Genomic DNA, 20,821 nt, shown 5'->3' with positions numbered 1-20,821 from the left:
TCAGGCGTCGCCGCTCAGGATGGCCGCATAGTCGGCCGGATCGACATTGCTCCCCGACAGCACGACAACCACCGCGCCGTCCCGCTCCGGCGTCAGCCCGGCGAGCAGCGCCGCCAGCGCCACCGACCCGCCCGGCTCGACCACCAGCTTGAGCGTCGAAAAGGCGAAGCGCATCGCTTCACGCACCTGATCGTCGGTCACGACCAGCCCGCTCGTCACCAGCGCCCGGTTGATCGGAAAGGTCAGCGCGCCGGGCCTCGGCGCCAGCAACGCATCACAGATGGACCGGGCATCGGGCGCAACCGCCTCCCGCTGCCCGTTGCGGAGCGATCGCGCGGTATCGTCGAACCCCGTCGGCTCGACGGTATGAATATCGACATGCGGCGCGCGCGCCTTGACCGCTGTTGCGATCCCGGCCGTCAGACCGCCCCCGCCGCAGCAGACCAGCACCTGCCCGATCTCCGCACCGGCCTGCGCCGCTTGATCGATAATCTCCAGCCCGGCCGTGCCCTGTCCCGCGATGATGAAGGGATCGTCGAAGGACGGCACCAGCGTCGCCCCCCGCCTTTGCGCCAGATCGGTGGCGATCGCCTCGCGGCTTTCGGTCAGCCGGTCATAGGACACCACCTCCGCCCCCAACGCGCGGGTATTGGCGATCTTGATCGCGGGCGCGTCGGCCGGCATCACGATGGTCGCGGGCATCCCCAGCATCCGCGCCGCCGCCGCCACGCCCTGCGCATGATTGCCCGACGACCAGGCGACAACGCCCGCCGCCCGTTCGGCCTCATCCAGCCGCGCCAGCCGGTTATACGCCCCGCGAAACTTGAACGACCCGGTATGCTGGGCGCCTTCGAATTTCAGCAACACGCACCGCCCGCATCGCTCGTTCAACCTAGCATTTTCCAGCAGCGGCGTACGCACCGCCGCAGGCGCAATCACCCGCGCGGCATCCAGAATATCGTCGATGGTGATGGCAGGGGCGTCGGTCATGCCCAAACCTAGCGTGGCCACAACGCGATCCGCAAGCGCGGGACTATCGATATGGCGGGAAATGGTGCGCTTACCATCAACCTTGCCCAATTGGGCCATCAAGCACCGTCGGGCGCCGGAGCCGCTCGCACGTCTCCGGGGCCTTCCAGGGGGAGCCCAGGTGATAACGAGCGCATTTCACGACGGCCGCACCAGCGGCACTGTAGTGATGTGAGCCTCTGGCGCTGGACCAACGTCAGGGGCTCACATCAATCGGCGGCGGCCATCAATGCCGTCGCTCTTCCCCTAATATTTTCTGGAGAGGCAGGCTGCGTAGCGAAACCGGCGTGCTCTGCACGATGCTGGTTGTGGTCTGGCCGTAGGTCAGAAATTGATCCAGCACCTGATCGAGGTCACCGATCGAAGGCAGATGGACTTTCAGCACGAAACAGTCCTCGCCTGTCACTCGATGGCATTCGACTATCTGTGGCAGCGAACGAGCTAACTCGGCCACCTTCGAAAGCTGACCCGGCGCGGGGCGCACGCGCACATAAGCCGAAACTGGATAGCCTAAGGCGGCGGGATCCAATTCCAGGCGATAGCCGCGAATGACACCCGCCTCTTCCATCCGCAAAACCCGCTCCCGCACAGCGGGCGCCGACATGCCAACCCGTCGAGCCAATTCCGAGACACCAAGCCGTGGATTATCCCCGAGCAGAGAGAGTAACTCCACATTGCGCGGATCATGCAGCAGCTTCGACTTCTGAAGGATCAAACGTAACTCCGCTTACAAAATTGAATGCAAAATTAGAATATCACCTTCAAGTTGACATTCAATAGCCTGCTCTCTCCGCTTATCCTACGCTCATGCCCACTGATAGCGCCACTAGCATCGCAGTTCCTTCGCCGAAGATCGTTGATCGGCTGCCGCCGCACGTCTTCTTCCTCGTCAGCGCGGTGTTCCACTATCTCGGCCCGTCCTTCGCCGTACTGCTATTCGCCAGTCTCGCTCCGCCCGGCGTCGCTTGGCTACGGATCGCCAGTGCCGGGCTGATCTTCGCCATTTGGCGGCGGCCGTGGCGAACCTTCGCTACTTTGGCATCGCGCGACATGGCCATCATTGTCGCGCTCGGCGTTGTCCTCGCCGCGATGAACACCCTGTTCTATGAAGCGATAGCCCGGTTGCCGCTGGCGACGGTGGGTGCGATCGAATTCCTTGGCCCCATCACGGTTGCAGCCTACGGCGTACGCGCGCGCCGCAATCTCCTCGCCCTGGTCCTCGCAGTGGCTGGGATTTTTGTCTTGACCGATATCCGTATCGCAGGCGAGCCGCTCGGCTACGTCTTCGCCTTTACCAACTGCGCGCTGTTCATGGGCTACATCATTCTCGGGCATCACATTTCGTCCGGCGGTGCGGGCGTCTCGGGCATCGACCGGCTCGGCTGTGCAATGCTGGTCGCGACCATAGCCGCGCTGCCGTTCGGTCTCGACAGCGCGTTACCGGCATTCTCGAACCCTTTGCTGCTGGCGGCAGCGATCGGAGTCGGCGTGTCTTCCTCAGTGATCCCCTATGTCTGCGACCAGCTCGCTATGTCGCGCCTACCGCGCGCGAGCTTTGCCCTGCTCCTATCGCTACTTCCCGCCAGCGCGACGGTGATCGGCTTCATTGTGCTGCGCCAGGTGCCAAGCTTGACCGAGTTGGCAGGGATCGCACTCGTCATCGCAGGGGTTGCGCTGCATAGAACGTATAAATCCTGAACTAAACGCTCAACCGATAAGCTGCTACCAAGGTAGCAAACCACCATCTTACAATCTCCAGATCGCGGTTGATACCTGCATGACCGGCTGCAATCCGTCGTGATCGAGCGCCTGCCCTAGGTGTTTGATCCCACAGTTTGATGGTGCGATCCTTTCGTTGGAATGGAAGGAAGCATTATGGGGCAAGTACGTCACGGGAGCGCCACGACCACGCACGCCGTCCGAGCAGCAATACAGCGATCGCAGGCTTCGCTCGCGACGCTGAGCCGGGAGCTTGGGATCAACCCCAAGACGGTGGCGAAGTGGCGCAAGCGGACGACGGTCAATGATCTGAAGACCGGGCCGAAGGCCCCTCATTCCACAACCATGACCGAGGCGGAGGAGGCGATGGTTGTCGCATTCCGGCGACACACGCTGCTGCCGCTGGACGACTGTCTCTATGCGTTGCAGCCATCGATCCCGCATCTGACCCGCTCAGCGCTGCATCGGTGCCTGCAGCGACACGGCATCTCTCGTCTGCCCGACATCGAGGGCGACAAGCCCAAACGTCAACCTGACGTCAGGATATCGTCCCAGCGCCATTCTCTTCTCGATCCCGTGGAATCGAAATTTGACGCGCCATAGCAAGGATCCGGATGGCTGGACCAAAAGGTACAGGCCCTTCCCGTCAGCCACCTTATAGGCCTTCTCTCTTGGCTTAAGCGCATTAATTTCGACTGTGGTAAGCATTGGGGGCCACGACCTCGAATTTGCCGTTGTGGCCCCCAATCCGTGGCCCCCAAATCACCTGGATGCAGGTGGACAAGGACGTACAACACTGGAAAGCCAATGCCTCAATAGACCAGTATTTCCGGGGTTTTTGAGGATTTTCAGCCCCGTAGATGGGGGGGATCCTGGTGCCGCTTACAGGACTCGAACCTGTGACCCCCGCATTACGAATGCGATGCTCTACCAACTGAGCTAAAGCGGCGTTGGCGCGGGCAGATAACAGCGGTTGGCGCGCGGCACAAGCGGACAAATTGCATTGGCGGCAACCTTTTGTCGCGGCGGCGTCTTTACCCGCCCTTTACCATCGAGTGCCAATGTCGATTCCTTGGGAAGGCTTTCCATGGGTTTTGGGGATCGACCAAATGGACACTCTGCGGGGACATGCCGTCGCCAACGATCAGAATGATTATGACGATGCCACCGATGCGGCGATCGAAACGCCGCCTGCCGTGGGTTCCGACGAACGGCGGATGCAGGTGCGCGCCTATAATTATTGGGCATCGCTGCTGGGCGACCGCACCTTGCCCTCGATCGAAGATCTTTCGCCCGAGCAATTGGAGGATTTCGGCCCACACAGCGTATTGCTGGACTTCAGCACCGGCCTTGAAAACCCGGCGATCGTCTATCTTGGTCCGGCCTTGCGCCGGGAATGCGATATCGAAGGCACGATCGACTATATCAACGACGTCCCGGCGCGGTCGCTGCTGTCGCGACTGACCGATCATTATCTGCAGATCATCGCCAATGTCGCGCCGATCGGATTCGAGGCCGAATTCGTCAATCAGCGCGGCGCGGAAATCCTCTACCGCGGCATATTAATGCCCTTTTCCTCCGATGGGGACGTGATCGACTTCGTGTTCGGCGTCATCAACTGGAAGGAAGTGGCCAATGACGACGCGCACCAGTCGCTGGAACAGGAAGTCGGCGAAGCATTGCGCACCGCGCCCGAACCGCGTGCGGTGACGCCGGTCTGGGCCGACGGCCCCGCCAGCCTGTCGATACCGAACAATGATGACGACAGGTTGGACCTGACGGGGACGGAATGCCCTGGCGAGGACGCTTCCCTCGCCGACTGGCTCGCCGTCGCGCGTGACGGCGCCGCACGGGTTCGCATCAGCGAGGCGCGCAGCCACGCCGCCCTCTATCGCGCTGTCAGCCTGGCCCATGACTTCGCGCTGGTCGCCCGCGCCCGGCCCGACGATTATGCCGAACTGCTGGCCGATTATGGGATCAAGACCCAGGCACGCAGCCCGATGACCGCGATCATCAAGCTCGTCTTCGGCGCGACCTATGACAAGACGCGCATCACCGAATATGCCACCGCGCTGGACCATGCGCTGGCGGCGGACCTGGGCGTCGGGCAGCTTGCCGAATATCTCGCCACCTATGTCGGCGGGCTCAAGGCAGTGGTGCGGGACGAGCGCGCCCAGCGCCGTTCCGCCCGGCCCGGACGTCCCGACAAGCGCCGGATCGCCCGCGACGCCATGAAGGCCGCAGCGCCAATCGATCCGGTCGCGATCAACACCGATGCGGACGGTTTCGCCGTCGTGATCGCGCGGCGCGAGGCGGACGGCTCCCTGGCCCTGGTGGGCGCCCTGCCCGAAGGATCGGACCTTGGCCAGCGCGTGATCGCCGCCGCCGCGCCGTGACGATCGCCCCAGCATCTCCCCCGGCATCTCTCACCGCCGGGCGGCCGTCATTCGCCGCAAAATGCTTCCCCGCAGGCCAGATCGGCGCTCGACAGGCCGCTGCAACTGACTCATAATCGCTGCCATGACCCAGGCCCCGCTTTCGCGCGGACGGCCCATTTTGCGCTGCATCATATTATTTCACGCGCAGGAAATTTTGTTTCGCTCTTGTCTTGAGCCGTTCATCACTCCGGCGCATATAGGCCCTCCAATGCCGAGGAGTCGCCTGGCGGCCATCCAGCGTCTCCTCCGTTTTGATAGGCAAGCGGGGTCCACCCGCGCTGAGAGGTGAGCGAATGACGGCGCCGGCTGATACGAAGATCAAGGAAGTTGACACTTTTATCCGTGAGGCGCTGGAAGCAGCGCTGGCGCGCGGCGCTTTGCCGGGCGAGCGGGAGGGTTTCGATACCACGGCCGTCGCGGCTGCGGCGGCTTTTCTGGGGCGCACGGCCAATGGCCGCAAGGCCGGCGAACCGGCAATCGCCATCGAAACGCTGGGTGAAGGCGCCACCGGCCGGTTCATGCGCATCGCGCTCGTCAATGACGACATGCCTTTCCTGGTGGATTCGATCGCCCACACGCTGGCGGCGGTGGACATCACCATCCATCGCCTGCTCCATCCGGTGCTGTCGGTCGCGCGCGACGGCGATGGCGCATTGTCCGCGATCCTGGACGACGACACGCCCGGTGCGCGCCGCGAATCCATGATCTATATCGAGGCCGACCGCGCCGACGCCAAGGCGCGCCGGGCGCTGGAAAAGGCGCTGGAAGATACGCTGGCCGATGTGCGCGCCACGGTGGCCGACTGGGCGTCGATGCAGACCGCCATGGCCAGCGACGCCGACGCGGTGCCCGATGAGGAAGGCGCCGCGCTGCTGCGCTGGTTCCTCGCCCGCCACTTCACCCAGGTCGGGCAAGAAATCCTGCGCCGCGACGGCAGCAGTGAGGCGCGGCTGGGCATCTGCACCCGCCATGACAAGCCGCTGATCGCGCCCACGTCGCTGGAGGCCGCCTTCGTTTGGTTCGAGGAAGGCAAGCGCACCCCCCTCATCATCAAGTCCAGCCGCCTGTCGCGCGTGCATCGCCATGTGCTGCTCGACCTCATCATCGTCCCGATCCGCGAAGGCCGGGACGTGAAGGCGCTGTCGATCCATGCCGGCATGTGGACCAGTTCCGGCCTGTCGGCGACCCCGGACAAGGTGCCGCTGCTGCGTTCGGCCCTGTCCACGCTGATGGACAAGTTCGGTTTCGATCCGGGCGGCCATGCGGGCAAGACGCTGGCCCATGCGCTGACCGCCCTGCCGCACGACATCACCATCGGCTTCGACCGGGAAACGCTGGAGCGGCTGGCGCTGACCTTCATGTCGCTGAGCGACCGGCCCCGCCCGCAACTGGCGCTCGCCACCAGCGCATTGGCGCGTCACCTTTACGCCTTTGTCTGGCTGCCGCGCGACGAATTGTCGACCGCGCGCCGTGTCGCGGTGCAGGATATGCTGGCGCAGGCTGCCAATGGCCCGGTCCTGAGCTGGTCGATCGCGCTGGAGGAAGGCGGCCTGGCGCTGCTGCGCATTACGCTCGACCTGCGCGATGGCGGCGTGGTGCCCGATGACGAGGCGCTCGACCATCGGCTCAAGCAGATGGTACGCGGCTGGGTGCCCTCCGTCGAGGAAGCCCTGGTCGAAACCGAGGAAGGCGGCCGTGCCGCCGCCCTGGCGCAGCGCTACGCATCGGGCTTCCCGCTCGCCTATCGCAACGGCGCGGGTCCGGCCGAAGCGGCGATCGACATCCGCCTGATCCATGGCCTGTCCGGCCCCGGCGACAAGTCCATCCGCGTCTACCGCAATCCGGAAGACAGCGCAGAACGGCTGCGCCTCAAACTCTACAGCCACGACACCGTCGCCCTGTCCGAAGTCGTCCCCGTCTTCGAGAATTTCGGCTTCCGCGTGATCGAGGAAATGACGACGCCGATCGACGGCGGCACGCTGGGCCATGTCCAGCGCTTCGTGCTGGAACTGCCCGCCGGCGGCAATGCCGCAGCCGTGGTGGACCGCGCCGAAATCGTGACCGAAGCCATCGCCCAGGTGCTGGAGGGCCATGCAGAAAATGACCGGTTCAACGAACTGATCGTCACCGCCGGTCTCGCCCCGCGCTCCGTCGTGCTGTTCCGCGCCCTCTACCGCTATCTGCGCCAGACCGGCATGGCCTATGGCATGGCGACCGTCGCCGACACGCTGCGCCGCGCGCAGGATGTGGCGGCCAGCCTCGTCACCCTGTTCGAGGCGCTGCACGATCCCGCCGCCCGTGATGGCGCCGAGGACCGGGTCGCACAGGCGCAGGCGGCGATCGACGCCGGCCTCGACCATGTGACCGCCATCGATGAGGATCGCGTGCTGCGCCTGCTGCGCGCCGTCATCGCCGCCACGCTGCGCACCAATTTCTTCGGCAAGGCGGCGGCCGAAGCCATCGCCTTCAAGCTCGACAGCGCACAGATCCCCGGCCTTCCCGCGCCGCTCCCCTGGCGCGAAATCTGGGTCTATTCCCCGCGCGTCGAGGGCATCCACCTGCGCGCCGGCCCGGTCGCGCGCGGCGGGCTGCGCTGGTCCGACCGGCGCGACGATTTCCGCACCGAAATACTGGGCCTCATGAAGGCGCAGCGCGTCAAGAACGCCGTCATCGTGCCGACCGGCGCGAAGGGCGGCTTCTATCCCAAGCAATTGCCCAACCCGCAGATCGACCGCGACGCCTGGCTGGCGGAAGGCACCGAAAGCTATCGCATCTTCATCCGCGCTTTGCTGTCCGTCACCGACAATATCGTCAACGACAAGGTGAAGCACCCGGCGCAGGTCGTCATCCATGACGGCGAAGACCCCTATTTCGTGGTCGCCGCGGACAAGGGCACCGCGACCTTCAGCGACGTCGCCAACGCCATCGCGCTCGACCGCAAATTCTGGCTGGGCGACGCCTTCGCCAGCGGCGGCTCCAACGGATACGACCATAAGGCGATGGGCATCACCGCCCGTGGCGCCTGGATCAGCGTCCAGCGCCACTTCGCCGAAATGGGCGTCGATGTGCAGAGTGAACCGGTGCAGGTGGTGGGCTGCGGCGACATGTCGGGCGACGTATTCGGCAACGGCATGTTGCTCAGCAAGGCAATCAAGCTGGTCGCCGCCTTCGACCATCGCCACATCTTCTTCGACCCCTCGCCCGATCTGGCAAAGAGCTGGGAAGAGCGCAACCGCCTGTTCCAACTCCCTCGGTCGAGCTGGGACGATTATGACAAGTCCTTGATCTCCAAGGGCGGCGGCGTCTTCCCGCGCAGCCTCAAGAGCGTGCCGCTCACGCCCGAAATCCAGGCGATCCTGGGCGTGACCGAGAAGGAGATGGAACCGGCCGCGCTCATTTCCGCCATCCTCAAGGCCCCGGCCGACCTGCTCTGGTTCGGCGGCATCGGTACCTATGTGAAGGCCGCCGCGCAGAGCCATGGCGATGTCGGCGATCCGGCGAACGACCGCCTGCGCGTCAATGCCGAACAGCTTCGCGTCAAGGTGATCGGCGAAGGCGCGAACCTGGGCGTCACCCAGGCCGGCCGCATCGCCTTCTCGCTGCATGGCGGGCGCATCAACACCGACTTCATCGACAATTCGGCGGGCGTCGACTGCTCGGATAATGAGGTCAACATCAAGATCGCGCTCAACAAGGAAATGGCGGAAGGCCGTCTGCCCTTCGAAGCACGCAACGCGCTGCTGGAAAGCATGACCGATGCCGTGGGCGACATCGTGCTGGAGGATAACCGGCTCCAGGCGCTAGGCCTGTCCATCGCCGAAGCCGGAGGGGCGGCCGACCTCGCCTCCTATGTCCGCCTGATCGAAACGTTCGAGGAAACCGGCCGGCTCGACCGGCAGGTGGAGGGGCTGTCCGCCAACGACCAGCTTCTGCGTCGCGGCCAGGACGGCCAGGGACTGACCCGCCCCGAACTCGCCGTGCTGCTCTCCACCGCCAAACTCGCGCTGCAGGATGCGATCGAGCAGGGCGATCTCGCCACCGACGCCAGCATGGGCAGCGAACTGGCCGCCGCCTTCCCCCCTGCGATGCAGGCAAAGGAAGCCGACGCGATCGCCGCCCATGCGCTGAAGAAAGAGATCATCGCCACCAAGGTCGCGAACCGCATCGTCAACCGCCTGGGCCTTATCCACCCGTTCGAACTGGCGGAGGAGGAAGGCTGCTCGCTCGCCGACCTGGCCAGCGCCTTCCTGATCGCCGAACGGCTTTACGACATCCGCACCCTCTGGACGGATATCGACGCGGCGGACATGTCGGAAGGCGCGCGCCTTGCCCTGTTCAGCGACATTGCCAGCGGGATGCGCGCGCAGATCGCGGACATATTGCGCGCCCTGCCCGCAGGAACGCTCCCCGCGCAGGGCCATGATCGTCTGGCTGCCGGCGTCGGCAAGCTGGCGGCGCAGGTCGACGATCTGCTGACTAGCGAGGCGCAGCGGCGGACCAATGCCGTGACCGACCGCCTGCTCGGCCTCGGCGCACCCGAAGCGCTGGCGCTGCGCACCGCTGGCCTGTTCAAGCTGGACGGCGCCGTCGGCATCGCTGCACTGGCGGGCCGCATGGAGGTGGACGAAGTCGCGCTGACCCGCGCCTTCACCCATCTAGGTGAAGCGGTCGGGATCGACTGGGTCCAATCCGCCGCCGCGCGCATGGAGCCGACCGATCCGTGGGAACGCCTGCTCATCTCCGGCGTGGCGCGCGACATGCAGCAGGTCCGGCTCGACTTCCTCGCCCAGGGCGGCGGGAAGAATGGCGGCAAGGACATCGCCACCCATGTCGAGGAATGGCTACAGACCAAGGGCGCCCGCGTCCGCCAGTTCCGCACCCTGGTCCAGCGCGCCAAGGCCGCCGCGACACCCAATGTCGCGATGCTCGCCGAAATCGCCGGGCAGGCGCGCGGTTTGCTGGGAAGGTAATAAACAACCATCATCCCCGCGGAGGCGGGGATGACGGCCTTTCTGTAAATCTTGCCGCTTATTGCGGCTGGTTCGTTACCGGCGCATCGACATCCGGCACATCGGCATCCGGCCCATCCGCATCCGGCAACGTTACCTTGGGCGCGCCCTTCTTGCCCGGCGTCGGCAATTCCTCGCCATAGAGCGGCACCACCGGCTCGGCGGGCGCGCGTCCGTGCAGCGCGTCGATCTCCGCCTGCCGCTGTTTCAGATACATGGTACGATAGACCGTATAGGGGTCATCTTCCTTGCGGATCGCCTGGATCGTCTCGTCGAACGCGGCGCGCTCACCCAACTGGTTGAGGATGGTGGCGGGGAGGACAAAGGCCGGCGTGTTGAACGGCTTGCCCACGGCGAAGGGCAGGATCATCTTGTCGACGGTATCGCCGACGATGTCGCGCAAGGTGGTCGGCCCGACGATCGGCAGATACATGTACGGCCCCGGCCCTATGCCGTAGAAGCCCAGCGTATTGGCAAGGCCGTTGTTCCGGTGCGGCAGGTGGAAGGGCTTGCGCTTGGCCACGTCGAACAGGCCCAGAAAGCCCAGCGTCGAATTGACCCCGAAGCGCCCCGCCGTCTCCGCCGCCTTGCCCGGCTTGAACTGCAACAGATAGGCTGCGAACACGACCGGTTCGCCCAGATTGGAGAAGAAGTTGCGCAGCCCCTTGCGCACCGGGCGCGGCAGGCTCTTGTTATAGGCCTTGGCTACAGGTTCCACGACTGCTTTGTCCACCGACTGCACCGCCTCGAAACTCTTGGCGTTGAGTTGCTCCAGCGGATCGCCTTTGGGCGCGCCCTTCTCGCCGGTGACGACGATGTCCTGCCCGTCCTCGCCGTCGGCCGCAGCGGGCGGGACGGTCGGCACGACGGCGGGCGGTGACGCCGGTTCGGTGGTCACGGGTGGCACAGCCACCTGCGGCGCGATCCCGGCGGGCGTCACATCCTGCAACGCCCCGGCCTCCGCCACGGGCGCCGTGGCCAGTTGCGGCGCGTCGGCTTCCGCCTGCACGCCCATCATCATCATTCCCGCAGCGACGGCCGGTAGCAGCATATTTTTTTTCCCAACAGCAATCACCGCACGCCCATGAAGAGCAGGCCGATCCAGCACCGCGACAACCGCGCAATATGTAACCCATATTACGTCCGGTAAACACAGCGGCTAGGCGGGATAGCCCTGCCCGTCAATAGCGCCGCCAGGGCGCCCGTCGCCCGCTGCACTGCTTCCATCGCAGCCGGCGCGGCTTCCTTACATTTTAATACAATTTATGTCCCGCGACTCATTTGCAATTGCGAGTCGTTCGCGTTATGCGATCTACCTCATTTCCCGCAGGACCAATCGCTTTCCCGATGCACGGAACCGCCCGCATCCAGACGCCCAAGAAGAAGAGCGCCAAGGCCTTCTGGCTGAAGCAGCTCCACACCTGGCATTGGGTCAGCTCGGCAATCAGCCTCATCGGCCTGCTGCTCTTCGCCTTCACCGGCATCACCCTCAACCACGCCGCCGATGTCGAAGGCGCGCCGAAAACGGTCGAAAAAAGCGCCACCCTCCCCGCCACTCTGTTGAAGCAGGTCGCGGCCGACGATGCGCCCGACACGAAAAAGCCGCTGCCCGTGCCGGTCGCCGCCTGGGTCGAGAAGGCCATCGGCCAGAGCGGGGCGGGCGTCGCCGAATGGTCCGCCGACGAAGTCTATCTCGCCTTGCCCCGCCCCGGCGGCGACGGCTGGGTCGCGATCGACCGGCATAGCGGCGCCGTCACCAGCGAAAGCACCAGCCGCGGCTGGATCAGCTATCTGAACGACCTGCACAAGGGCCGCAACGCCGGCACCGCCTGGAAATGGTTCATCGATATTTTCGCGGTCGCCTGCTTCCTCTTCGCCCTCACCGGCCTGCTGCTGCTTCAGCTTCATGCGAAGAAACGCCCGACCACCTGGCCGCTGGTCGCCGCCGGCCTCGCCATTCCGGCGATCCTCGCCATCATCTTCATCCACTGAAACGGGGGAATATCATGCAGATCCGCCACAGCCTGTTGCTGACCGGCACGGCGGCGCTCGGCGCAGCCGGCACGCTCGCCGCGCCCGCCAGCGCCCAGACGCTCAACCTCAACGTCGCCATCCCGCGCCTGTCGGTCGCCGAATATCACCGGCCCTATGTCGCCATCTGGATCGAGAAGGAGGGGGCAGCGCCCCGCAGCCTGTCGGTCTGGTATGATTATGACAAGCGCAATGGCGAAGGCACCAAATGGCTGCGCGACGTGCGCCAATGGTGGCGCGCTTCGGGCCGGGCGATGCAGTTCCCGGCCGACGGCGTCACCGGCGCCACCCGCGCGCCGGGCGAACAGAAGATCGCCTTCACCGCCGGTAAGGGACCGCTGGGACAGCTCGCGCCGGGCAATTACACATTGCTGATCGAAGCCGCGCGCGAAGTCGGCGGCCGCGAAGTCGTCCGCCTGCCCTTCGCCTGGCCGCCCAAGCCGGGCGCGACCGTCAAGGCGCAGGGCAGCAGTGAACTGGGCGCCGTCGCCCTCAGCTTCAGCAAATAAGGGGGAGACTATCATGAAGGCCAGATATCTGATTGCGGGCGCGCTCGCCGTCCTGTCGCTCGCCGGTGCGGCGCAGGCGCATCGCCAATGGATGATGCCCTCGTCCACCACCCTGTCGGGTAATGAAAGCTGGGTCACGGTGGACGCTGCCGTCTCCAACGATCTTTTCTATTTCGAACATTTCCCGATGCGCACTGACGGCATCACCGTCACCCAGCCGGACGGCAGCGCAGGCAAGATCGAAAATGCCGCCACCGGCAAATATCGCTCGACCTTCGACGTGCATCTGACCCAGCCGGGCACCTATCGCATCGCCAATGTTTCGACCGCCCTCATGGGCAGCTATATGCTGAACGGCAAGCGGGAGCGGCTGCCGCGCGGCACTACAAAGGACAAGCTGGCCAGCACAATTCCCGCTGGCGCGACCGACGTACAGACCGCCGAAATGTCCAGCCGCAACGAGATTTTCGTGACGCTCGGCGCGCCCACCAGCACCATCTTCAAGCCGACCGGCATCGGCATCGAACTCGTCCCCGTCACCCACCCCAACGACCTGGTGTCGGGCGAAGCGGCGACCTTCCAGTTCCTGCTCGACGGCAAGCCCGCCGCCGGCCTGAAGCTCACGGTCATCCCCGGCGGCATTCGTTACCGCGATGCCCTGGGCCAGATCGACCTCGCCGCCGACAAGGACGGCAAGGTCGCGATCACCTGGCCACAGCCGGGCCTGTACTGGCTGAACGCCAGCATCGGCGGCGGCCGTGAGGGCGGCCCCGGTGGTGAGGGCGGTCCCGGCGGTCCGAACCAGGGCGGTCCGGCTGCTGGCGCGCCGCAGGGTCCACGCCCGCAAGCGCCCGCCGGCCCGCCGCAGCGCCGCGCCTCCTACATCACCACGCTGGAAGTGCTGGCGCCCTGAGCCAGACCCATCCCGTCGGCCTCCGCATCGCGATAGCGCCCGGCCTGTCGCCCGAGCCATTTCTCGGGCGGCGGCGTACGGGCGCTGTCGTTGCTTTGGGCGGCGCCACCATGGGGACAGACTGGTCCGCGCAGATCGTCGACCCGCCCGAAGGCTGCGCCACCGCGATCGAAACGGTGCTGGCGCGCATCATCGACCAGATGAGCAATTGGGAAGCAGACTCCGCCATCAGCCGCTTCAACCGCGCGCCCGTCGGCGAATGGATGCCACTCCCGGCCGACATGCTGACCGTATTGCGCGCCGGGCTGGAGATTGCCCGGCTGTCGAACGGCGCCTTCGACCCCGCTATCGGCCGGCTCGTGGACTTATGGGGTTTCGGCCCGACTAGGGGGGCCGCTTCCGCCCTCCCCGTCCCCTCCCCCTGGACCCGCATCGCGGTGGAAGGCAGCAAGGCTCGCCGCCTCGCCAACGTCGCGCTCGACTTCTCCGGCATCGCCAAGGGCTTTGCGGTCGATGCCGTCGCGGCGGCACTGCGCGCGCTGGGCGTCGCCCATTTCCTGGTCGAGATCGGCGGCGAGCTGCGCGGCGACGGGATCAAGCCCGATATCCAGCCCTGGTGGGTCGATGTCGAAGCCCCGCCTGGCCTCACCGTCCCGACGCTCCGTGTAGCGCTCAGCAACCTCGCCGTCGCCACATCGGGCGACTATCGCCGTTTCCGCGTCGAGGATGGCGCCCGCCTCTCCCACAGCATCGATCCCGCGACCGCCGCGCCGATCAGGGAGGGCGTCGCCTCCGTCACCGTGCTGCACGACAGCGCCATGCTCGCCGACGCCTGGGCCACCGCGATCACCGTCATGGGGCCGGACCGCGGCATGACGCTCGCCACCCGCCACAACCTCGCCGCGCGCCTGGTGCTGCGCACGCAAGAAGGCGCGCAGGAATATATGACCCCCGCGCTGGCGGCGATGCTGGGGTAAGGGCACGTTGGGGCGCGGGGCGCAAATGCAAGTTTCCACCGTCATCCCCGCATTCGCGAGAATGACGAGAAGGGGGTGGAGAGCGGTCAGTCCGTATTTCTTCTTCCCTCCCTGCAAGGGAGGGGTTGGGGGTGGGTGCCGCCGAGGCACTCGGCGGCCTTGCGCAAGATCGCCTCGACCACCCCGTCGGGATTCTGCACTACATCTACGTTCCAGAACCGCATGACCGTCCAACCCTGCCCCGCAAGGAAAGCCGATCGACGGGCATCTTAATCCTGCGCGTCGATATGTTGGGCGCCATCAAACTCCACCGCCAGCTTTGCGGGGCGACAAGCCAGGTCGACAATATAGCAACCGATCACCAATTGCCTTGTGAAGCGGGGCCGATATTGAGAAATGCGCCGCCATATCAGGCGCTCGGCATCTGTGGGCGCATTACGAAGCGCGCGTGCATTGGCCGTCAGATGTTCGGGAACCCGGCGCATAGCCGCAACGTAGTAAGGCTCGCTCCGCTCGCCTACCCACCCCCGACCCCTCCCTTGCAGGGAGGGGAGTAATACCAAAATGCATTGATGAGAACTCATGCCGGCCTGTTCCCCGGCGAAAGCCGGGGTCCAGTTCGAACCGTGGATCTGGACCCCGGCTTTCGCCGGGGAACAGCAATCGGTCGATCTTGATGAGTCATTCTCTACGCAGCCGGGTATAAGAAGGTTCGCTTCAGTCCCCGCCAAACCCGCCGCTATTCCTCTTCCAATGTAGGATTTTCTCTGATCTATCCTGGTGGATGAACCAGGCCCGCCATTTTACACCACCCTCTTCCGCCCGCGCCCAGGGTGTGACCTTGCTGTCGCGCGGGCGATGCGTTGCTGTCGCGTCGGTGGTGCGTCATCGTGACCCGGATGGTGCGCCGGTGGCGCGTCGCCGACGCATTACTGCCGCTTCGCGGGCGCAATTGCCGCAAAAATGCTCCGGATGCGGGTCAATGACGGTGTGAACTTCGGCGGAGATCGAAACCGTGACCCCAGGCTCAGGCGTCCGCCCAGCGCCGCAGCAGATTATGATAGACGCCGGTCAGCCGGATCACCTCATCATGGCCCTGCCCCAGCGCGGTCGCCACGCCCTGCACGCTGCGGTCGAGGTCGAACAGCATCTGCCGCGCGCCATCGTCGCGGATCATCGACTGGAGCCAGAAGAAGCTGGCGATCCGCCGCCCGCGCGTCACCGGCTCAACCCGATGCAGCGAGGAGGAGGGATAGAGTACCGCATGACCCGCGGGCAGCTTCACCTGCTGCACGCCGAAATTCGTCTCGATGGTGAGTTCCCCGCCGTCATAGGCGTCCGGTTCTTCCAGAAACACCGTGATCGACAGGTCGGATCGCACGCGAAAGCCCGTCCCCGCCTGGATGCGCACCGCATTGTCGACATGCACGCCGAAATTCTGCCCACCGGCATAGCTGTTGAACAAGGGCGGGAAGATTTTGAGCGGCAACGCGGCGGCAATGAACAAAGGCGATCGGCCCAGCGCGTCGAGCACCATCTGCCCCGCCCGCTTCGCCGCGTCGCAGTCTTCGGGCAGTTGCAGGTTGCGCTTGGCGAGCGCGGACTGGTGGCCGGATGTGACGTTGCCGTCCACCCACTCGGCGGCGTCGATGACGGCGCGGATAGCGGCGACGCCCTGGGCGTCGATCAGGTCGGGAATGGCGATCAGCATGGAAATTCAGGCCGCATCGATCCGCAGCACAAAGGGGATTTCGACCACGCCCTTGACCCGCACCGGCTGCCCGCCACGGATGGTCGGTTTCCAGCGCCAGCCCTTGACCGCATCGCGCGCCGCATTGTCGAGCCGGGAAGAGCCGCTGCTCTGGGCAAGGGTGACGCTCTCCACCGCGCCATCCAGGCCCAGGATCAGGGTCAACACGACCGTCCCCTGCTCATGCTTGCGGCGGCTTTCGATCGGATAACGCGGCGGCTTGCCCGCTACCATCTGCGTGCCAAGGTCGCCTCCCTGCACCATGCTGGGCGGTGCGGGTGGAGCGGCGGGCGCGGGCGGGCCGGGGATCGCGACAGTCACCGGGGCGGGCGTCGGCACCGGCACGGGATCGGGCGTGGTCTGCACCTGCGGCAGGGGCGGCACCGGCGTCCGCACGATCGGCGGTGGCGCCACGACCTGCGGTGTGGATGGCGGCGGGGGTGGCGTTTCGGCGGCGGGCGGCGGTGGCGGCGGGTTGAGGTTGACCACCGTCAGCCTGGCCGCTTCCACGCGCTGCACATGGTTGCGCACCTGGATCAGCGCGCCGATCGCCAGCGCATGGATCGCCACGATGGCGATGATCGCAAGCATATTGGGCCGGGACTGGGCACGATAGCGTCCGGCTGCAACCAGCGCGGCGGAAACAGGCTGCGCCACCGGCAGCGGCGGGCGCGCCTCGTCCGGCTCGGCCAACGGGCCATAATCGTCGATCGGCTGGCTCGCGGCTTGCAGCATGGAAGCGCCTCCCTTTCCGCGCCCATAACGCGAAGCCTAATGCGAATCAATTGCGTTTATGGGTCGTGCGGAAAAGTTTGGATGGGCGGCGATCCGAGGAGTAATGGAGTGTATCGCCGCCCATCCTTACCCCCGGCCGGGACGTGCCGGGGGAATGGTGGATCAGAACTGATAGTTCAGGCTGAACACGGCCGACCGCGTCGGCGCCGGCTGCGCCCAGCTACCGCCCACCGCGTTGCGGACGGTCGTCACATATTTCTCGTTGGTGAAATTCTGGACGTTGACCTGCGCCTTCAGATTTTCCGTGATCGGATAGTTCGCCATGAAACGGTGGATGGTGTAGCTCGGCACATTGTAGCCGACATAATTGCCGGCCGCGAGCTGCGTCAGCGTCGGCTGGTTGAGCAGGAACTTGCCCTGGTAAGTGATGCCATAACCCAGCTCCAGGCCGAAGCCGAAGCGATAGGTGGTGAACAGACTGCCCGAATGTTTCGGGGTGTTGGTAAGGGCATAGCCGGCGGTCGGATCAGGGAAGGCGGCGCTGTTGATTGCGCTGCAATTACCCGTCGCATTGTTGACGCCGGGGTTGGCCAGACAGAAATCGGACACGCCCTGGCGGATCTTCGATTTCAGATACATGTAATTGGCCGAAATGGTCCAGTTGCTGGTGATGTTGCCGGATGCGCCAAGCGAAATCCCTTCCACCCGCTGCTTTCCGTCCAACACCTGGTCGGGGATATCGACATCCCCGGATGCCAGCTTGATCGTATCGCGATCATTGCGGAACAAGGCCGCGGTAAGCAGCAGCTTGGCGTCGAACAGATCAGCCTTGGCGCCGATCTCATAGTTTTTCGTCGTTTCGGGCCTCAGGTTGCAATTGCCGTTCAGGCCGGTCGTGGCGTTCGGCGCGGCGCACGCCCCGTCGACCGATCCCTTCGACGGCAGCTTCGAATTGCCATAGGCAACATAGATGCTGGTGTTGGGTGTCGGCTTCACCACCGCACCAATCCGATAGGAGAAGAGGTTATTGTCTACCTCCAGCCGATCGCTCACGGCGCTGGTCTGGCCCAACAACGGACCGGGCGTCACATTATAGGTGAAGGTGCGGTTGAAGCCCTCCACCTTTTCATAGCGGACGCCGCCGTTGATTTCGAACCAGTCGGTGAACTTCACCGCGTCGAACAGATAGGCGGCATAGCTGGTCTGCTCGCCGACATTATTGCTGGCCAGGATGAAGTTGATCGGGCCGGTATAGACGTTGCTGCCATAGGTAAAACCCGCCGGCCCCTGGACCACTTCACCGGGGTTGGCGATGTTGACCATCGGGAAGACCGGGGTGGAGCCATCCGCGTTGCGCGGCAACGTGCCCTGTTTCTGGCGATAGCGTTCCCACATCGCCGACGCGCCGATCACCAGCGTATGTTCGATTCCGCCGGTGTTGAAATCGGCGCTCAGGTCGAGCTGGTTATAGGCGGTCTCGTTGGTGATGATCCGCTGCACGCCGCGACCGCCGGTCGGCAGGTAGTAGCCCGCCGGAACCGTGGTGGTGACACCGGCGGTCGTGGTGGTGCAGGACGCCGACACACCGTTGATGTCCATCGGCTGCCGGCCGGTCGACGCCAGGCAGAAGGTGCCGTTGGGCTGGCTGGTGATCGTGTTCTGGCGAATATTCTCATAGCGGGTCAGGTTGCGGATCTTCACCGCGTCGCTGAACTGGTGCGAGAAGATCGCCTGCAACGAATTGGTCTTGCTGTTCTGCTGATCCAGATTGGCGAAGCCATAATAGCCGCTGCGGTCGAAGTCCGACAGGAAACCGCCATTATTCGCATAATAGCGCAGACCATATTGCGGCATCGCCTTGTCATCGAGATGTTCGGCCTGGACGGTCAGGCTGGTCGGGCCGTCGATGCCGATGGTGATGGCGGGCGCGATGCCCCAGCGCTTATAATCCTCCACATCGCGGCCGGGAACGTCATTCCTGTGATAGACGGCGTTGATGCGCACGGCGATCAGGTCGTTGACGCGCTTGTTGGCGTCGACCGTCGCGCGATAATAATTATCGGTGCCGATGCCCGCGTTCAGGATCGTCTGATCGTCGGCCAGCGGGCGCTTGGTCACGAGGTTGATCGTACCGGCGACCGATCCGCCGCCGTTCATGACCGAGTTGGCGCCGTTGGTGACTTCGACCTGCTCGATATTATAGACTTCGTTGCGGTTCAGGAACGCGCCCGAACGCACGCCGTCGATCGTCACGTCATTCTTGGCATCCTGGCCGCGCAGGATGATGCGGTCGCCATAGCCGAAACCACCCTCGCCCGCGCCGAAGGTGATGCCCGGCACCGTCGACAGCACGTCGCGCAGCGTCAGCAGATTCTGCTGCTGTATGGTTGCCTTGCCGATCACCGTGATGGTCTGCGGCGTGTCCAGCAGCGGGCGGACATATTTGGGCGACTCTGCCTTTTCGACCTTCACTTCGGATTCATCGATCGCGGTGTCGGTGACGGTCATGCCGCCCAGCCTCTGGCCCTGCTCGGCCTCCTGCGCATGGCCGGTCGCCGCAAAAGCCAGCGCGCCAACGCAGCTCAGGGCCAGAAACGATGTCGATGCAATCTTGCTCATGGAGCAGAGTCCCCTTTTCTTAGTTGGGGCGCCTGCTATTGCGAATCGTTCTTACTGTCAACGCTAATGCGAACTATTCTTATATTCGTTGCCGGAGCGTACGGTCAAACAGCCAGCATCGAATGGCGCTAGCCAGATTGGGCGCCGGGTCGGCAGCCAGACGCGCGACGTCGATGCGTGCGATCAGGGCGTTGATCGGCACATTCTCCTCCGCCGCGACACGGCGCAGCGTATCCCAGAATATCGGTTCAAGGCTGATCGCCGTCTGGTGTCCGGCGATGGTGACGCTCCGCTTCACCGGCGGCGCGAGGGGCGGCCCTGAGGCTTCCAAAGGGCCGCCCTCCCCCATCAATACATGTGCTGGCCGCCGTTGATCGACAGCGTGCTGCCGGTCACGAAGCCGCCCTCATCGCTACAGAAGAAAGCGACGCCGCGCGCGATTTCATGGGCCTGGCCAAGACGGCCGACCGGAATCTTCGCGACGATCTTCTCCAGCACCGGCGCTGGCACGGCGGCGACCATGTCGGTGTCGATATAGCCCGGCGCGATCGCGTTGACGGTAATGCCCGCCTTCGCCCCTTCCTGCGCCAGCGCCTTGGTGAAGCCATGGATGCCCGATTTGGCGGCGGCATAGTTCACCTGGCCATATTGGCCGGCCTGGCCGTTGATCGATCCGATATTGACGATGCGGCCCCAGCCGCGCTCCCGCATCCCGCCAAAGGTTGCCTTGGCCATGTTGAAACAACCACCCAGGTTGATCCGCATCACTTCGTTCCAGTCATCGAAGCTCATCTTGGCCAGCACGCCGTCGCGGGTGATGCCGGCATTGTTGACGACGATATCGATGGGACCAAGCGCTTCGGCCACGGCGGCGCAGCCGTCAAGGCAAGCCTGATGATCGCCCACATCCCATTTGAACGCAGGGATTCCCGTCTTGTCGGTGAAGGCCTTCGCCTTTTCCGCATTGCCGGCATAGTTGGCGGCGACGGTATAGCCCAGTTCCTTGAGCGCCAGACTGATCGCTTCACCGATGCCCCGCGTCCCGCCCGTCACGATCGCCACTCTCGACATAAAAGCGTCCTCTTCCAATTC

16 protein-coding genes, 1 tRNA gene and 2 pseudogenes are annotated in these 20,821 nt (G+C 64.7%); 8 read left to right on the top strand and 11 right to left on the bottom strand.

What is annotated here, in order from left to right; all coding sequences use genetic code 11:
• Positions 1–990 (bottom strand): threonine/serine dehydratase, encoded by a 990-nt coding sequence (locus MOK15_RS01080; RefSeq protein ID WP_242929894.1) that lies wholly within the window; start codon positions 988–990, stop codon positions 1–3.
• A gap of 265 nt (positions 991–1,255) precedes the next feature.
• A complete protein-coding gene (locus MOK15_RS01075) occupies positions 1,256–1,744 on the bottom strand; it encodes an Lrp/AsnC family transcriptional regulator (protein ID WP_242929893.1) in 489 nt (162 codons plus the stop codon).
• 92 nt (positions 1,745–1,836) lie between these two features.
• Here MOK15_RS01075 and MOK15_RS01070 point away from each other — a divergent pair, with 92 nt between their 5' ends.
• Both MOK15_RS01070 and MOK15_RS01065 read left to right on the top strand, forming a co-directional pair.
• The gene (locus MOK15_RS01070; protein WP_242929892.1) at positions 1,837–2,727 is read left to right on the top strand and encodes an EamA family transporter; all 891 of its coding nucleotides are present in this window, start codon (positions 1,837–1,839) and stop codon (positions 2,725–2,727) included.
• Between the two features lie 177 nt (positions 2,728–2,904).
• Positions 2,905–3,279, top strand: a pseudogene (locus MOK15_RS01065) (IS481 family transposase); the annotation flags it as partial.
• On the opposite strand, the gene MOK15_RS01060 reads toward MOK15_RS01065, so the two are convergent.
• Together MOK15_RS01060 and MOK15_RS01055 are read right to left on the bottom strand one after the other, a co-directional pair.
• The gene (locus MOK15_RS01060; protein WP_242929891.1) at positions 3,202–3,456 is read right to left on the bottom strand and encodes an Arm DNA-binding domain-containing protein; all 255 of its coding nucleotides are present in this window, start codon (positions 3,454–3,456) and stop codon (positions 3,202–3,204) included. The pseudogene MOK15_RS01065 and the gene MOK15_RS01060 overlap by 78 nt on opposite strands.
• Before the next feature lie 165 nt (positions 3,457–3,621).
• A tRNA-Thr gene (locus tag MOK15_RS01055) sits at positions 3,622–3,697 on the bottom strand.
• A gap of 160 nt (positions 3,698–3,857) precedes the next feature.
• Between MOK15_RS01055 and MOK15_RS01050 the strand changes: the two genes are divergently transcribed.
• Positions 3,858–5,144, top strand: a complete 1,287-nt coding sequence (locus MOK15_RS01050; RefSeq protein ID WP_242929890.1) for a hypothetical protein — start codon at positions 3,858–3,860, stop codon at positions 5,142–5,144.
• 335 nt (positions 5,145–5,479) lie between these two features.
• Positions 5,480–10,156 (top strand): NAD-glutamate dehydrogenase domain-containing protein, encoded by a 4,677-nt coding sequence (locus MOK15_RS01045; protein WP_242929889.1) that lies wholly within the window; start codon positions 5,480–5,482, stop codon positions 10,154–10,156.
• 58 nt (positions 10,157–10,214) lie between these two features.
• Here MOK15_RS01045 and MOK15_RS01040 read toward each other — a convergent pair whose 3' ends face one another.
• The gene (locus tag MOK15_RS01040) at positions 10,215–11,246 is read right to left on the bottom strand and encodes a VacJ family lipoprotein (protein ID WP_242929888.1); all 1,032 of its coding nucleotides are present in this window, start codon (positions 11,244–11,246) and stop codon (positions 10,215–10,217) included.
• A gap of 296 nt (positions 11,247–11,542) precedes the next feature.
• On the opposite strand from MOK15_RS01040, the gene MOK15_RS01035 reads away from it, so the two are divergent.
• The 4 genes from MOK15_RS01035 to MOK15_RS01020 all read left to right on the top strand — a co-directional run bounded on the left by MOK15_RS01035 (position 11,543) and on the right by MOK15_RS01020 (position 14,625).
• Complete coding sequence (locus MOK15_RS01035; protein WP_242929887.1) at positions 11,543–12,187, top strand: PepSY-associated TM helix domain-containing protein; 645 nt, start codon at positions 11,543–11,545, stop codon at positions 12,185–12,187.
• A gap of 14 nt (positions 12,188–12,201) precedes the next feature.
• Positions 12,202–12,735, top strand: coding sequence for a DUF2271 domain-containing protein (locus tag MOK15_RS01030; protein WP_242929886.1), 534 nt, complete (start codon positions 12,202–12,204; stop codon positions 12,733–12,735).
• Between the two features lie 13 nt (positions 12,736–12,748).
• Complete coding sequence (locus MOK15_RS01025) at positions 12,749–13,648, top strand: DUF4198 domain-containing protein (RefSeq protein WP_242929885.1); 900 nt, start codon at positions 12,749–12,751, stop codon at positions 13,646–13,648.
• A gap of 110 nt (positions 13,649–13,758) precedes the next feature.
• Positions 13,759–14,625 carry an FAD:protein FMN transferase gene (locus tag MOK15_RS01020; RefSeq protein WP_242929884.1) on the top strand — a complete coding sequence of 289 codons (867 nt, stop codon included), beginning with the start codon at positions 13,759–13,761 and terminating at the stop codon, positions 14,623–14,625.
• Positions 14,626–14,711: 86 nt separating this feature from the next.
• Here the strand turns inward: MOK15_RS01020 and MOK15_RS01015 are convergent.
• The 6 genes and pseudogenes from MOK15_RS01015 to phbB all read right to left on the bottom strand — a co-directional run bounded on the left by MOK15_RS01015 (position 14,712) and on the right by phbB (position 20,800).
• Positions 14,712–15,110: pseudogene (locus MOK15_RS01015) on the bottom strand (DUF559 domain-containing protein).
• Positions 15,111–15,652: 542 nt separating this feature from the next.
• Entirely contained in the window at positions 15,653–16,336 is a 684-nt protein-coding gene (locus MOK15_RS01010) for a Fe2+-dependent dioxygenase (RefSeq protein WP_242929883.1), read from the bottom strand.
• A 6-nt stretch (positions 16,337–16,342) separates the two neighbouring features.
• Positions 16,343–17,110: an energy transducer TonB gene (locus MOK15_RS01005; protein ID WP_242929882.1), complete on the bottom strand. Its 768-nt coding sequence runs from the start codon at positions 17,108–17,110 to the stop codon at positions 16,343–16,345.
• Positions 17,111–17,272: 162 nt separating this feature from the next.
• Positions 17,273–19,729, bottom strand: coding sequence for a TonB-dependent receptor (locus tag MOK15_RS01000; RefSeq protein ID WP_242929881.1), 2,457 nt, complete (start codon positions 19,727–19,729; stop codon positions 17,273–17,275).
• 79 nt (positions 19,730–19,808) lie between these two features.
• Positions 19,809–20,078 carry a ribbon-helix-helix domain-containing protein gene (locus tag MOK15_RS00995; RefSeq protein WP_242929880.1) on the bottom strand — a complete coding sequence of 90 codons (270 nt, stop codon included), beginning with the start codon at positions 20,076–20,078 and terminating at the stop codon, positions 19,809–19,811.
• Positions 20,078–20,800 (bottom strand): acetoacetyl-CoA reductase, encoded by a 723-nt coding sequence (gene phbB / locus MOK15_RS00990; protein ID WP_242929879.1) that lies wholly within the window; start codon positions 20,798–20,800, stop codon positions 20,078–20,080. Before phbB ends, MOK15_RS00995 begins: the two co-directional genes overlap by 1 nt.
• Between the last annotated feature and the right edge of the window lie 21 nt (positions 20,801–20,821).

Source organism: Sphingobium sp. BYY-5, from assembly GCF_022758885.1.
Classification (GTDB): Bacteria; Pseudomonadota; Alphaproteobacteria; order Sphingomonadales; family Sphingomonadaceae; genus Sphingobium.
This window is presented reverse-complemented; position numbering and strand designations above follow the sequence as displayed.